This is a genomic window from Pseudomonas oleovorans subsp. oleovorans, from assembly GCF_002197815.1.
GTDB lineage: Bacteria > Pseudomonadota > Gammaproteobacteria > Pseudomonadales > Pseudomonadaceae > Aquipseudomonas > Aquipseudomonas oleovorans.
Window position 1 is genome coordinate 21,563 of the sequence record NZ_NIUB01000016.1, and the last position, 13,727, is coordinate 35,289.

The 13,727-nt window shown below is 62.9% G+C and carries 13 protein-coding genes; 1 reads left to right on the top strand and 12 read right to left on the bottom strand.

What is annotated here, in order from left to right; genetic code table 11:
* The first annotated feature begins 15 nt into the window (after positions 1 to 15).
* Positions 16 to 624, top strand: a complete 609-nt coding sequence (locus PSOLE_RS11430) for a BUD32 family EKC/KEOPS complex subunit (protein WP_074855107.1) — start codon at positions 16 to 18, stop codon at positions 622 to 624.
* Here the strand turns inward: PSOLE_RS11430 and PSOLE_RS11435 are convergent.
* From PSOLE_RS11435 to PSOLE_RS11490, 12 genes are all read right to left on the bottom strand, one after another.
* A complete protein-coding gene (locus PSOLE_RS11435; RefSeq protein WP_074855151.1) occupies positions 621 to 1,715 on the bottom strand; it encodes a glycosyltransferase in 1,095 nt (364 codons plus the stop codon). The genes PSOLE_RS11430 and PSOLE_RS11435 overlap by 4 nt on opposite strands.
* 11 nt (positions 1,716 to 1,726) lie before the next feature.
* A complete protein-coding gene (locus tag PSOLE_RS11440; RefSeq protein WP_074855108.1) occupies positions 1,727 to 2,689 on the bottom strand; it encodes a glycosyltransferase family protein in 963 nt (320 codons plus the stop codon).
* Between the two features lie 90 nt (positions 2,690 to 2,779).
* Positions 2,780 to 3,913: a glycosyltransferase gene (locus PSOLE_RS11445; RefSeq protein WP_074855109.1), complete on the bottom strand. Its 1,134-nt coding sequence runs from the start codon at positions 3,911 to 3,913 to the stop codon at positions 2,780 to 2,782.
* Positions 3,900 to 5,654, bottom strand: coding sequence for a carbamoyltransferase family protein (locus tag PSOLE_RS11450; protein ID WP_074855110.1), 1,755 nt, complete (start codon positions 5,652 to 5,654; stop codon positions 3,900 to 3,902). The genes PSOLE_RS11445 and PSOLE_RS11450 overlap by 14 nt, the downstream gene beginning before the upstream one ends.
* Positions 5,655 to 5,666: 12 nt before the next feature.
* A complete protein-coding gene (locus PSOLE_RS11455) occupies positions 5,667 to 7,112 on the bottom strand; it encodes a lipopolysaccharide kinase InaA family protein (RefSeq protein ID WP_074855111.1) in 1,446 nt (481 codons plus the stop codon).
* Complete coding sequence (locus PSOLE_RS11460; protein ID WP_074855112.1) at positions 7,112 to 7,855, bottom strand: lipopolysaccharide kinase InaA family protein; 744 nt, start codon at positions 7,853 to 7,855, stop codon at positions 7,112 to 7,114. The genes PSOLE_RS11455 and PSOLE_RS11460 overlap by 1 nt, the downstream gene beginning before the upstream one ends.
* On the bottom strand, positions 7,852 to 8,586 hold the full coding sequence (locus PSOLE_RS11465) for a lipopolysaccharide kinase InaA family protein (protein ID WP_074855113.1): 735 nt from the start codon (positions 8,584 to 8,586) through the stop codon (positions 7,852 to 7,854). Before PSOLE_RS11465 ends, PSOLE_RS11460 begins: the two co-directional genes overlap by 4 nt.
* Complete coding sequence (gene rfaP / locus PSOLE_RS11470) at positions 8,586 to 9,392, bottom strand: lipopolysaccharide core heptose(I) kinase RfaP (RefSeq protein ID WP_074855152.1); 807 nt, start codon at positions 9,390 to 9,392, stop codon at positions 8,586 to 8,588. Before rfaP ends, PSOLE_RS11465 begins: the two co-directional genes overlap by 1 nt.
* On the bottom strand, positions 9,389 to 10,513 hold the full coding sequence (locus PSOLE_RS11475) for a glycosyltransferase family 4 protein (RefSeq protein ID WP_074855114.1): 1,125 nt from the start codon (positions 10,511 to 10,513) through the stop codon (positions 9,389 to 9,391). The genes rfaP and PSOLE_RS11475 overlap by 4 nt, the downstream gene beginning before the upstream one ends.
* Before the next feature lie 9 nt (positions 10,514 to 10,522).
* On the bottom strand, positions 10,523 to 11,527 hold the full coding sequence (gene rfaC, locus PSOLE_RS11480; protein WP_074855115.1) for a lipopolysaccharide heptosyltransferase RfaC: 1,005 nt from the start codon (positions 11,525 to 11,527) through the stop codon (positions 10,523 to 10,525).
* Between the two features lies 1 nt (position 11,528).
* A complete protein-coding gene (gene waaF / locus PSOLE_RS11485; protein WP_074855116.1) occupies positions 11,529 to 12,572 on the bottom strand; it encodes a lipopolysaccharide heptosyltransferase II in 1,044 nt (347 codons plus the stop codon).
* A 202-nt stretch (positions 12,573 to 12,774) separates the two neighbouring features.
* Positions 12,775 to 13,698 (bottom strand): branched-chain amino acid transaminase, encoded by a 924-nt coding sequence (locus tag PSOLE_RS11490; RefSeq protein WP_003459089.1) that lies wholly within the window; start codon positions 13,696 to 13,698, stop codon positions 12,775 to 12,777.
* Between the last annotated feature and the right edge of the window lie 29 nt (positions 13,699 to 13,727).

The window sequence follows — 13,727 nt, forward strand, 5'->3', positions numbered from 1 at the left end:
ACGTCCGCCCTATTCATGCCTATCAAAACCAAACTGACTAACGACATGCTGGCCAAGCTGACGGCTGGCGCGCAGGTAATGGAGGAGGACAGTCTCGGCCCCAAGGTGTACAGGCTGAGGGACGGCAATTTTCTCAAGATGTTCAGGCGCAAACGCCTGCTCTCCTCGGCTCTGCTGGTGCCTTACTCGCAGCGTTTCTGGCGCAATGCCAAGCGCCTGAACTCACTTGGCATACCCACCCTCTCACCGCTGGAGCTATACCAGCTGGACGCCCCGTCACTGAGCGCGGTGCTATACAGCCCGTTGCAGGGTAAAACGCTCAAGGACATCTATTTGAATGAGCCGGAGGCCTTCGCCGAGCTGTTACCGGACCTGATCGCTTTCATCCGAAACCTGCACCGCCTTGGCATCTATTTCCGATCCCTGCACCTGGGCAATATCGTACGAACGCCAGAAGGCCCTTTGGGGCTGATCGACATTGCGGATCTCAGTTTTCAGCGCCGGCCGCTGTCAAAAGCCAAAGCCAGACGCAACCTCGCACACTTCTCGCGCTTACTGGACAATCTCGGCATCGCCGAACAATTCCCCATAGCCGCTCTGACCGCGGCCGTTCTGGATGACTAGCGCAACAACGCCCGATAAAACTCACAGAAGCGCGCCCAGGCGCGTTCTGGGTCGAGGCCTGCACACTGCATTCGCGCCAATGCACTCAGATCGCTCGACAGATAGTGATTCAGAGCAGCCTCCCAGCTCTTTTGATCAAGCGCAAGCAAGCCGAAATCACCATCTAGCTGTTCGCGAAAAACCGGCAAATCCGTCGCCAATACCGGCACACCGGCAATCACGGCCTCAGGCAACACCAGCCCCAAGCCTTCCTGGCTAGAAGGGATACACAACAGATCGAATGCCTGATAAAGGCTGGGCGCATCTGCCACATGCCCAGGCAGATGAACTTGTGCGGCGACACCGAGCGTCTGTGCCAGCCTGGCCAACTCCTCTCGTTGCGGCCCCTGACCAACTATCACCAGGCGATCCTCGGGATGCCCCCTCAGCCAGCCAGCTGCCGCTTCGATCAGCAGAGCGAAGCCCTTTTCCTTGACCAGTCGCCCTACAGCCCCGACTACGCGGCCCTCCACGACCTCTGGGAGGCCCAAAGTACGCAAGGCCTCGTCTCGCGCTCGGAGCGACGCCCGTAGCGAAGCTGGCTCCAGAGCGATGCGTACGCCTGCCACGCTGCGCCCGATCTGACGCTCGAGGTCGCTCGCCAATGTCGCTGAAACCGCAACCAGATCCAGCCGTTCAGAAGGGAAACCCTGCAGAAGCCTGATCTGATCAGGCCTCAGGCGCCTGTGCCCATGGAAAAGCACGACTACACGCGTGCTGCTCAATGCAGCCAGCAACGGAAGCATGTAGGCAGCTACACCGATGCCGTCGAGTAGCACCAGCCGTGGCTGGTGGGCGGCCAACCAGCCGGCAAGACGGCGGCGGTCGAACCAGCGCCTCAGCGCAGCAAGACCACGCCCCTTGATACGCGCCGAAGAGAGCTCGAGACGCGAAACCTCGCCGATTTCTGCCAGGGGCTGGGCCTCCCCCCCCTGCAACAAGAGACTACCGACCGCCACGCCAGGCTCGGCGAACCGCAGAACATCACGGTGCACCTTGTGCACGGAGACGAATGCGCTTCCCCCGCCCCACATGATATTGAGGATGTCCACTGGTGCTTGCATCAGTAAACGCCGATTCTGCGCAATTGGGTTTGTAGCCAGGAGGCTTGTGGCGCCTGACGCAACGGCGGACGCATGAGCTCTACGATCTGACGGCCGATGGAGGAAAAACCATAGCGTTGCTCGGCCAATTGCCGTCCGGCCTCGGCGATGGCAGCCGCTCTCGGCAGGTCCTGCCGCAGTAGGTTCAGCTTCTCACGCAACTCGTCGACAGTTCGGTACAGAACCAGATTCTCCATGTCGACGAAGCCCAGCGCCGAGTTCTCCACCTCGCCATGGTCGTAGGCCAGCAGCACACAACCACAGGCCATCGCCTCGAAGTTCTTGATCATGTACTCGCCCATGCCCACATCCGCACTGACGAAGAATCGGATGCGATTGAGGGTCTCGCAGTACTCCTCACCCGATTTGGTCTTGGTGACGAGCAGGTTCTCGTGGCGCCCCAATTCGTCCAGCAGCGCCTTGCGACCACTATAGGCGACGCTCTTGGTGCTGCCGACGAACGCCAGCTCGATGTCTCGCTCGCGATCCGAGCAGGTCAGCAAGGCCTGGTCATAGCCCTTGGGGACGAAGCAGGCATCGAAGCCCTCTTCGCGCAGACGCTGGCTGACATCAGCGCCGGAACTGATGACGCGCACCCAGGGCATGCGGCGATAGTGGGCGCTGAACTTGCCCGTGTACTTGCAGGGAATGTAGTTCTGGTAGGCGTCATGCTCGAGGATCACCAGGTTCGGCAGCGTCCGAATGAACCGCCACTGGCGCATTTCCTTCTTGAAGCGCAGAAAGAACAGGATGCGGTCGTATTTCGCCACATCGACGTGTTCGCGGAAGTAACGCTTCAGATTGGCCTGCTCGTCACTGCTCAGCCAGCGGATGTCGCAGCTGTCGCACGCCTCGGCAATGCCGTCGTACAGCCGGTCCAATATCGCTCGCTGCTCGGCCTGAACCAGAAAAAGCACGTTCAAAGGCACACCTCGAAAAATTCTTGAAAAGACGCGACAGCACCGCGCGTTGTCACAAGCTATGCCCTCGGCCCAGTCTGTAAACCTTTGAGATCAGGCGACATTCGGCAAAAGGCCAAGGCGCCCCATCATTTCATGAAACCGCGTACGACCTGGCGCATCGGAGAAACGATCACGCAAGCGGGGTTCATCCACTCTCGCTTCTTGCATCTGTTGAAGCACCAACAAGCGTCGCGCCAGGCCCTCTACGTCTCCCAGCGCAAACAGCGCTTGCGGCTCGCCCACCACCTCGGGAGCACCGCCACAATCGGTCGCCAGCACCGGCAGCCCGGCCGCCATCGCTTCCAGCAGCACCATGCCGAACGGCTCGTGGTCGGAGGTCAACACGAACACGTCGAACGCCTTGAAATAACGACGACCATTCGGCACCTGGCCGAGAAAGCGCACCGCCTCGCTGACGCCCAGTTCAGCCGCCAGTGCCTTGAGCTGCACCTCCAGGCGGCCGCTGCCCATGATCGCGAGCAGACTGCCTGCCGGCAGTTGCGGCAACGCCAGAGCGAAGCCGCGGATCAGGGTGGCCTGGTCCTTGTCCGGGTGCAGACGACCGACGTTGCCGACTACCCAGGCATCCTGGGGCATACCCAGATGGTCGCGCGCGACCTCGCGGGATACCTGCTCGGCCTGCACGGCCTCGACGTCGATGCGGTTATAGAGGGTTTCGATGCGTTCGGCCGGCCAGTCGGGCAGGCAGGCGCGCATGTCGTCGCGCACGGCGTTGGATACACCGAGCAGCGCCAGGCGCTTGCGAAAGAAGTTGGCGAACAGCTGTCGGGAAGGACGCTTGTAGTCACCGAAGGCGTGATGCACGCCGATCACCGGCAGGTTGCTGCCGAGCAGCGCGACGTAGATCGGCTTGAAGCGGTGGGCGATGCACAGGGCGAAGTGGCGCGAGGTGGCGATCCGGCGGAAATCGCGGATCGCCCCCAGCTTGAGGCCGCGCACCTGAGCGCTGGAGTAGTCGAGGAAAATCACCTCGTCGGAGGCCGAGCCGCGCTCGACCTCGGCACTCGGCTTGCCGGTCAGGTAAACCGTGCAGACCTTGTAGGGCGTGCCCTTGAACAGCACGGCGTATTGCCGCGCGCAATCCAGGAAGGGGCCGTCATAGCCATGGCAGAACTGCAGCACCCAACGCTCGGGCTCGCCATGAGCCTGGTCAGACTTGGTCATACCAGTCCTTGCCGTCCTTGACCACGAGAATGTCCTCCATGATCAGGTACTGCAGGTCGGAGCCGTAGAACATGTTCAGCGCATCGGTCGGCGAGCAGATCATCGGTTCGCCGCGGCGGTTGAGCGAGGTGTTCAGCGACACGCCGTTGCCGGTGAGCTTCTCCAGCTCCAGCATCAGGTCGTACCAGCGCGGGTTGTACTGGCGCTCCAGCACCTGGGCGCGCGAGGTGCCATCCTCGTGCACCACTTCGCCGACGCGCTCCTTCCACTCCTCGTTCACCTCGAAGGTGAAGGTCATGAATGGGCTCGGGTGATCCACCTTGAGCATCTTCGGCGCCACGGTGTCGAGCATTGACGGGCAGAAGGGTCTCCAGCGCTCGCGGAACTTGATCTGCTCGTTGATGCGGTCGGCCACGCCCGGCACGCTCGGGCAGCCGATGATGGAGCGGCCGCCGAGGGCGCGCGGGCCGAACTCCATGCGGCCCTGGAACCAGGCCACCGGGTTGCCGTCGACCATGATCTTGGCGATGCGCTCGGGGGTATTGTCGATGCGCTTGAACACCGGCTTGTTCGGGTGCTTGGCGCAGGCGGCGATGACCTCCTCGTTGCTGTACGAGGGACCGAGGTAGACGTGCTCCATCTTCTCCACCGGTACGCCGCGCTGGTGCGAGACATAGGCGGCGGCGCCGACGGCGGTGCCGGCATCGCCGGAGGCCGGCTGCACGAACAGCTCCTTGACGTCGTCGCGGGCGATGATTTTCTGGTTCAGCTTGACGTTCAGCGCGCAGCCGCCGGCGAAGGCGATCTTGCCGGTTTCCTTGAGGATGTCGCCTAAGTAGTACTCCATCATCTCCAGCGCCAGCTTCTCGAACAGTGCCTGCATGCTGGCCGCGTAATGGATGTAGGGATCGTCGGCGATGTCGCCCTGACGCTTCGGCCCCAGCCATTCGATCAGCTTGGGCGAGAAGTAGTAGCCCTTGCCATTTTCCTTGTAGCGACGGAAACCGATGACGTTGGCGTACTCGGTGTTGATGATCAGCTCGCCGTTCTCGAACTTGGCCAGGCGCGAGAAGTCGTACTTGGCAGCATCGCCATAGGGCGCCATGCCCATGACCTTGAACTCGCCATCGAGCATCTCGAAGCCCAGGTACTCGGTGATCGCGCCGTACAGGCCGCCGAGGGAATCCGGATCGTAGAATTCCTTGATCTTGTGGATCTTGCCGTTCTCGCCCCAGCCGAAGAAGGTGGTGGCGTACTCGCCCTTGCCGTCGATGCCGAGGATCGCGGTCTTTTCCCTGAAGCCCGAGCAGTGGTAGGCGCTGGAGGCGTGGGCCAGGTGGTGCTCGACCGGCTCGATCTTGACCTTCTTCAGGTCGAAGCCCAGCTGCACCAGGCACCACTCGATACGCTTCTTGTAGCGCTTGTAACGGCGGTTGCCGAACAGGATCGCATCGAGGGCGCGATCCGGCGCGTAGGCATAGCGCTTGGCGTACTGCCAGCGGGCCTTTTCGAAGATGCTGATGGGGGCGAAGGGAATCGCCACCACGTCGACGTCCGACGGTTTGATCCCGGCTTGTTCCAGGCAGAACTTGGCCGATTCGTAGGGCATGCGGTTCTTCGCGTGCTTGTCGCGCACGAAGCGCTCCTCCTCCACCGCCGCGATCAACTTGCCGTCGATGTACAGCGCAGCGGACGGATCGTGACTGAGGGCGCCGGACAGGCCGAGAATGGTCAGTGCCACAGGTTTGAGCCTCTAATTCGGGCAGGTGCCGGGCACCTGCGGTAAACGTTGGTCGAGCAACTGGTGCAAGGCGCAATCCGCCGGCCAGTTGCGCAGAAAACGGGCGCGGTCGCGGACATAGGCCCGGGCGAAACTGCGCGTACTGTGATGCTGGCGCATGGCGTCCAGGTCGATCAGCGACCAGGCGCCCTGCACGTCATCCCAGAACAGGTTGTGCCCCTTGAAATCACCGTGGCTGATGCGCTCGCGCAACAGGGCGGCGAACAGGCGATCAAGCGCCAGCAGCTCGTTTTCCGGGGGTGTGGCCTGCTTGTATGCCTCGAAACGCGCGATTATATCCTGCCCGCCGCAATAGTCGGTAATCAGGTAAGCGCGCCCGCGCAACCAGCACCAGCGCCGCTCGATCACGGCAAGCGGCGTCGGCGTCGTGAACCCTAGCAGTTGCAGGCGATTGCCTTCGATCCAGCTATGCCAGGCGCGACTGGGCCGCCAGAAGCGCTTGAGCCAGTGCAGCCAGCTCTTCACATTGTAACGCTTGACCACCAGCAGCCGACCGTCCAGCTCAACACGTGCCACCGTAGCGGCACCACCGGTCTTGTAGATATGCCCGGCATCGATGCGAGCGTCCAGATCGGCCAGCAGCGGTTGCAACGCCGGCTCTGCCTCACGGCGCACCACGCGCAGGCCGAAGGCGCCAATGCGCGCAGCAAACAGACTGCAATCACGCGCCGCCTTCTTCAGGTAGTCGCGCAAGCGCCAACGGCGCACCTTGGCAATCTCGGCCTGGAGCATTTCCAGCGGCAGCGCATGCTCACCATTGGCCAGCAGGTAGTGAATCAACAACTCTTCCAGATGCTCGTCCAGCTCAGCCGGCAACTGGGCGAAGAACACGCCGAGGTTTTCCAGCACACGCGCGCGCGACAGTGGCTGCCCAGGCGTCTCGCAGCGCACGCCGCCGCCGTCGATCAGATACAGGCGGCCTTCATGCTGGAGCAGGTTGTCCAGATGCAGGTCGGCCTGCCACAGGCCCTGAGCATGCATCTGCCCAATCGCCCCCAGCGCCTCAGCCAGGATCGCCTGTTGCGCATCGCTCAGCAACGGCTCGCGAGCCGCCTGGCGCCAGGCCTCCCAGAGGCTCTGCGCGCCGTCCAGGTAATCGAACAGCAGCCAACCGCCCTGCCCCTCGACGAAGCCCTGCGCCAAGAGTTCGGGCGTGACCAGCCCCTGTCGGGCCAGCAGCTCGGCACCCTCCCGCTCACGCTGAAAATGCCGCTGCGCCTTGCTGCCTACCAGCAATTTGGCCAGCACCGGACGCCCCTGCCAATGAGCCTGCGCGACATAACGCTGCCCAGGCAGCACACGCAGCAGGCGCTCGAGCACCAGTGTCTCACCAGCGATCTGCAGCGTCAGCGGTAATGCAGGCGCACGCCCTGCCTGACTCAGTTCGCGCAAGCTCATCACCGTGCCTCCTTGTTACGCTGGCGCGCACCGAGCCGGCGCCACCAGGCGTCGACATCCGCCGCCCCACCAAGATAGGCCGCCAACAGTTCACGCACTTCAGCCTCGTTCCAGATTCTGGCGCGACGCAACAGCGGTTCGAGATCCTTGATCCGATCACGCCGTCCCAGAAGCAGCGGCCGGGTTTTCTCCAGATCGATCAGCTGCGCGTCGACCCGGCCGTCCTGTTCACGGAGGAAAATATGCTTGGGATAAAAGCAGCCATGCATCTGCCCGGCCTGGTGCAGACGTCGCGCCAGCTCACCACAGGCGCGCAGGATCGCCCCGCGATGCAGAGCATCGAGCTCGTGCCAGCGGGGCAGCCAACTATCCAGATCCTGCCAGCCGTCCAATGCGCGGGTCAGGAGAACAGCACGCCGCTCGCCCGGAACTCGGCGCTCAGCAAAGAAAGCAGCCTGCAGGGCCGGTATGTTCAGCTCGGCATAACGGCGAATATTGCGGAACTCGCGGGCGAAGGTCGGCTCACCGAAAGGGTGCAGTAGGCTGCGTGTCAGGTGATTGCTCTGCCGCTTGAGATAGAAGGCACGCTCATCCAGCTCAAGACGATAGACCGTACTCCAGCCACCGCGCTCGGTATTGGGCACGTCCACCGCCTCCAGCTTCAGTGCCCACAAGGCATCGAAGCTGGCCAACCCATGGCGTTCGAGCAGGGCGCGATCCTGCGCCGCGATAAAATCCGTCATTCACGTCCCTCGAAGAACTTGAGGATTTGCCGGACACGCTGCTTGTCACCACGACTCAGCCGACTGCGCTGGCGGTATTGCAGGTAGAAACGCAGGCGTTGCGTGCGCGACAGGTGGTACTTGGCGACCTTGTCCAGGCAGGCCAGATCCTTGACGATGCGGTAACGCAGCAGGGGCCCCCACCAGAAGCTGCCGGTGGGGCAATCGATGAAGTACAGTTCGGCCTTGTCGTTGACCAGCAGATTGCGCCACTTCAGATCATTGTGGGTGAAGTGGTGATCGTGCAGCGTCCGTGTGCACTTGGCCAACTGCCGACTGATGATTTGAACCCATGTCCGATCAGCCAAGCGCAGATCCTGACGACTGGCGACTTCAGCAAGATCGACTGTATTCTCCAGTTCACGCGTGATCAGCGCGCCACGCACAAACGCTCCTGCCTTGCGCTCAAGACCATGCGCAACAATAGGCGCGGTAGGGATGCCCCACTTGGCGAACAATTTGAGGTTCTGCCATTCGGCCTTGACCCGCGGACGCCCCAGATAACGGCGCAGACCTTTACCCGCCCCCCAGTAGCGCTTTATGTAATAGCGAACACCGTCACGTTCGATGCGCACGACCTCCGACAGTGGATCCTTGGTCAAGCGCTCCCCTTCGATAGCAAAAACAGCCTCGAGAGATCCGAAGTCTGCTGCGAGCGCACGATATTCGGGAGCTAGGTTCCAGCTAGCCATCAGAGCGCATCCCCATAACGCTGCTTACGCTCATACAGTTTCGTCGCCTTGCGCTCCAGCCAGGCCAGCAGGCTTGCCTCTTCACGCAGCACCTCACGTAGCGGACGCTGGAAGTAGGTGCGCAGAAAACGCAGCTTGTCGCGACGGGTCAGGCCGATGTCCAACGCCGAGAAGTACAGCGCGGCCAGGTCCTTGTCGCGCCAGCGCCGTGGCGTGGTGCTGCGCACCTGGGCGCGGTGCAAGTCGATGACCGACAAGTGCAGATCACTGGCCTGAATCGGTCGATCGGTGTGCAGCAGGAAATGGCATATATAGCAGTCGCGGTGATTGACCCCGGCACGGTGCATACTGCCAGTCATCTGCGCCACTTCGCGAATCAATGCCCACTTCAGCGTCGGCTTCGGCGGCTGCTGTGCCCAGTTCAGGCTGAGCTGTTCCAGGTCGACGGTCGGCGCCAGCTCTTCGGTGACGATAAAGGAGTGCTGGCGTGCAGGGTTGCTGCCGCGCTCACCGTAAGCCACGGCAGTCATGGTCGGCACACCGGCTTCAGTCAGGCGCTGGATGGCTTGCCATTCCTGCGCAGCCCCCAGCACTGGAGCCTTGGCGGTGAGCAGATTCTTGACGATTTCGCCCCAGCCGATGCCACGATGGATCTTGACGAAGTAGCCACGCCCTTCGACCTCGGTACGCAGGGTGCGGCGGCCCTCCAGCTCACGATAGACCTGGCCCTGCAAAGCCTCGACAGCCTCGAAGGCATCGCGATCCGCCCACAGGCGCTTGAACGGCTCGGCGAGAATCAGCTTCACGCGCACCTCGAAGCGAGGATCACGTCGGCCGCCTTCTGCGGCATCGAATACAGGTCGGCGCTGTCGGCATAGGCCAGGCCGTTGCGCCCCCAGAATGCACGGCGCTCGGGATCAGCCAGCATATCGGCGAGCATGCGGTTGAGCTGTTCCTGTTCGAAGGGGCTGGGCACGACCCGGCCGCAATCAGCATCAGCGATGTAATGGGCGTAGCCGCAGACATCGGTTACCAGCACCGGCAGGCCGGAAACCAGTGCTTCGAGCAGCACGGTGCCGGTGTTCTCGTTGTAAGCCGGGTGGATCAACAGATCGGCCCCCAGCAGAAAGCGCGGAATGTCGCTGCGTCCCTTGAGAATCTGCACCTGATCGGACAGCCCCAGCGCCTTGATCTGCAGCAGGAAGGGCTTGGGATCGTCCTGGCCGATGGCGATCAGCCGGGTGCGCTTGCGCAGCTCGCGCGGCAACGCGGCCAGCGCCTTGAGACTGCGATCCAGGCCCTTGGTCTTGAAGCCGGAGCCAATCTGCACCAGCAGCAGGTCATCGTCGGCCAGCTTGAACTCGCGACGAAACTCGGCGCGAATCTCGCCAGCATTGGCCGGCGCGCGGCGATCCTGGGCGATGCCCGGCGGCAGCAGGTGGAAGCGATGCAGCGGGGTCTTGTAGTGTTTGACGAACAGCGGCTGCTGCACCTCGGAGATCATCAGAATCTCGGTCTTGGACTCCGGCGCGAATACCGCGCGCTCGTAATCGGCGAAGTGCTTGTAGCGGCCCCAGCGGCGGTAGATCGGGTTGCGCAGGGTCTGCGCCTTGTCCTCGAAGCAGCCATCGGCAGCGTAATAAACATCCAGCCCCGGCATCTTGTTGAAACCGATCACCCGGTCGACCGGATCGCGCTTCAGGTCAGCCTGCAACCAGGCACTGAATTTTTCGTTGCGGCGATGGTTGAACAGCGCGCGTACCGGCGCTACGCGCACATCGAAGCCGCCGGGGTTATCCCCTTCCCAGATCGGTGTATAGACGCGAATGGCGTGGCCACGCGCCTGGCATTCCAGGGCGATGCGCATGAAGTCGCGCTGCAACCCGCCGAACGGGAAGTATTTGTAGAGAACGAAGGCCAGTTGCATAGCCGCTCCTTATAGGGTGCCAGGAGGCGCGAGCAGCAGCGCCTCCAGTTCCAGGCCGACGCGCTCGGCGCCGAGACCATCGAAGCAGGGCTTGTCACGGTCACCGCTGCCGGCGTTCGGGCCGCTGGCGCACAAGTGAATCTGGCTACGGCCATAGGCGCCCACCTTGCCGGGCAAGGTTGGACCGTAGAGGGAAATGTTCGGCACATCCAGCGCAGCAGCCAGATGGCCGAGCCCGGTGTCGACGGAGACGCAGGCGCTAGCGCCAGCGATAACCTTGGCCACACCAGCCAGATTCAGCTTCGGCAGCACGGCGGCATGTGTCAGACCAGCAGCGATGCGTTCGGCACGCGCCTTCTCCGTCTCGTTACCCCAGGGCAGGCGCACGGCCCAGCCCAGCTCGTCCATGCGTTCGGCCAGCGCACGCCAATCAGCTTCGGGCCAGTGCTTGCTGGCCCAGGTGGTGCCATGCAGGAACACCAAGTACGGCTGCGCGGCGGCATCCATCATCGCCGTACGGTTGAGGCCGTAGTCACCCGTGCCGGACGGCAGCGTGTAACCGAGCGCCTTGGCGAACAGCTGGCGCACCCGTTCCAGGGCATGTTGATCCTTGGGTACCGCATAGCGGCGATCATAGAAGCGACTGGCCAGCGGCTCACGCGCCGAGTCGCGATCCAGCCCCGCGACCGGTGCCGACACATAACGGGTCAGCCAGGCGCTCTTGAGCAGGCCCTGGGCATCGATCACCAGGTCATAGCGGGTTTCCCGCAGACGCCGCTTGAAGCGTGCCCATTCGCCGCTACGCCAGGTGCGCAGCGGATGCTTGCGCCAGCGGCGAATGGCCACCGGGATCACCTGGGACACGGCTGGATGCCAGGCGGGAATCTCGGCAAAGCCTTCTTCCACCACCCAATCGAAGCGAATACCGGGAATGGCGCGCGCGGCATCAGTCAACGCCGGCAGGGTGTGCACCACGTCGCCCAGCGACGAGGTCTTGATGATCAGTACCCGCAAATCAGTCGCCCTCAACCAAGGTCAGGGCATCACCAACCAGACGCTCCAGCGCCTCGATCACCGGCCGCGGCTTGAGTTCGCGCAGGCAGTTGTAGTGACCGAAGCGGCAGGTACGCTCGAAGCAGGGGCTGCACTCCAGCCCCAGACGCACGATCTCGACACGATCAGCCAGCGGCGGCGTGAAACCCGGCGAGGTGGAACCGTAGACCGCCACCAGCGGGCGGTTCAGCGCCGCTGCCACGTGCATCAGCCCGGAATCATTGGACACCACGGCCGTGGCCGCCGACATCAGGTCGATGGCCTCGGCCAGGCTGGTCTGCCCGGAGAGGTTGCTGACTTCCTCGCGCAGCCCAGGGATCAGGCGCAGGCGAATGTCTTCGCCACCGGCATGGTCGTTCTTCGAGCCAAACAGCCACACCTGCCAGCCCTCGCGAATCTTGACCTCGGCCACCTTGGCATAGTGCTCGGCCGGCCAACGCTTGGCCTCGCCGAACTCCGCGCCGGGGCACAGCGCCAGCACCGGGCGATCCAATTGCAGGCCGAACTTGGCCAATGCCGCGTCGCGGCTGGACTCGTCGATCTGCAAGCGCGGCTGCGGATAAGGCTGCGGCAACACAGCCCCTGGCTCATAGGCCAGCGCCATGAAGCGCTCGATCATCAGCGGGTAGCGTTCCTTGTCCAGCGTGCGGATATCGTTGAGCAGGCCATAGCGCATCTCACCTTTCCAGCCTGTGCGCTTGGGGATGCCGGCGAACCAGGGCACCAAGGCGGACTTGAGCGAGTTGGGCAGCAGGATCGCCTGGTCGTACTGGCCGGCCAGCGACTTGCCGATACGCCGGCGCGTGGCCAGGTCGAGCACGCCATGCCCCAGCGGCAGGCTCAGCGCGGCACGCACCTCGGGCATGCGCTCGAGGATCGGCCGACTCCAGTCCGGCGCCAGCACGTCGATTTCGCACTCGGGGTGGCGCTGTTTCAGGCACTGGAACAGCGTCTGCGCCATCACCATGTCGCCTACCCAGCTTGGCCCAACGATCAGTATCTTCATATCTTTTCCAGAAACGACCGGGGAGGCTCAGAGCCCGCCTGCAATCAGCTGCGCGTCGGTCATGCGTCGTTGCAAAGGGCCTCGGGCGTTCATTTACCGCAGTAAACTCACGCCCTCGCCCCTGTTGCGCCTAGCCTGACGCTAGCTCGCAAGATTACCGGCGGACTCTTGAGGCCTCCCCGTCGAGCCTTCGAGCAATCGCTTACTTGACCAGCGTACGCCATTCGGCGTGGCCACTGGTCTTGCCGGTGACCAGGTCGAAGTAGGCTTTCTGCAGCTTCTCGGTGACCGGACCACGGCGGCCGGCGCCGATCTTGCGGCCGTCGACTTCGCGAATCGGCGTGACTTCAGCGGCAGTACCGGTGAAGAACGCCTCGTCGGCGATGTACACCTCATCGCGAGTAATGCGCTTCTCGACCACCTTGATGCCATGCTCTTCAGCCAGGGTCAGGATGGTGCTGCGGGTGATGCCGTTGAGGCAGGAGGTCACTTCCGGGGTGTACACCACGCCGTCCTTGACCAGGAAGATGTTCTCGCCCGAACCTTCGGCCACGTAGCCTTCCGGATCCAGCAGCATTGCTTCGTCGGCACCGCCAGAGATGGCTTCCTGCAGGGCCAGCATCGAGTTGATGTAGTTGCCGTTGGCCTTGGCACGGGTCATCGCGATGTTGACGTGGTGACGGGTGTAGGAGCTGGTACGCACCTTGATGCCTGCTTCCAGCGCCTCTTCGCCCATGTAGGCGCCCCAGTGCCAGGCGGCGACGATCACGTGCACCTTCAGGCCAGCGGCGCGCAGCCCCATGCCTTCGCTGCCGAAGAACACCATCGGGCGCAGGTAGGCGCTTTCCAGGCCGTTCTCGCGCACAGCGGCACGCTGCGCTTCGTTGATCTCTTCCTTGGTGAAAGGAATCTGCATGTTGAAGATATGCGCGGAGTCGAACAGACGGTCGGTGTGCGCCTGCAGGCGGAAGATCGCGGTGCCGTCCGGGGTGTTGTAGGCACGCACACCCTCAAACACGCCCATGCCGTAGTGCAGGGTATGGGTCAGCACATGGGTGTTGGCTTCGCGCCACGGCACCAGTTTGCCGTCGTACCAGATCACGCCATCACGGTCGGACATCGACATCTTGCCTGCTCCTCAAATTCGCTTCACGG

Coding starts and splice junctions, on each gene's coding strand:
- PSOLE_RS11430 (WP_074855107.1), top strand. CDS start 16: ATGCCTATCAAAACCAAACTGACTAACGACATGCTGGCCAAGCTGACG.
- PSOLE_RS11445 (WP_074855109.1), bottom strand. CDS start 3,913: ATGACCAAGTCTGACCAGGCTCATGGCGAGCCCGAGCGTTGGGTGCTG.
- PSOLE_RS11455 (WP_074855111.1), bottom strand. CDS start 7,112: ATGAGCTTGCGCGAACTGAGTCAGGCAGGGCGTGCGCCTGCATTACCG.
- PSOLE_RS11460 (WP_074855112.1), bottom strand. CDS start 7,855: ATGACGGATTTTATCGCGGCGCAGGATCGCGCCCTGCTCGAACGCCAT.
- PSOLE_RS11465 (WP_074855113.1), bottom strand. CDS start 8,586: ATGGCTAGCTGGAACCTAGCTCCCGAATATCGTGCGCTCGCAGCAGAC.
- PSOLE_RS11475 (WP_074855114.1), bottom strand. CDS start 10,513: ATGCAACTGGCCTTCGTTCTCTACAAATACTTCCCGTTCGGCGGGTTG.
- waaF (WP_074855116.1), bottom strand. CDS start 12,572: ATGAAGATACTGATCGTTGGGCCAAGCTGGGTAGGCGACATGGTGATG.
- PSOLE_RS11490 (WP_003459089.1), bottom strand. CDS start 13,698: ATGTCGATGTCCGACCGTGATGGCGTGATCTGGTACGACGGCAAACTG.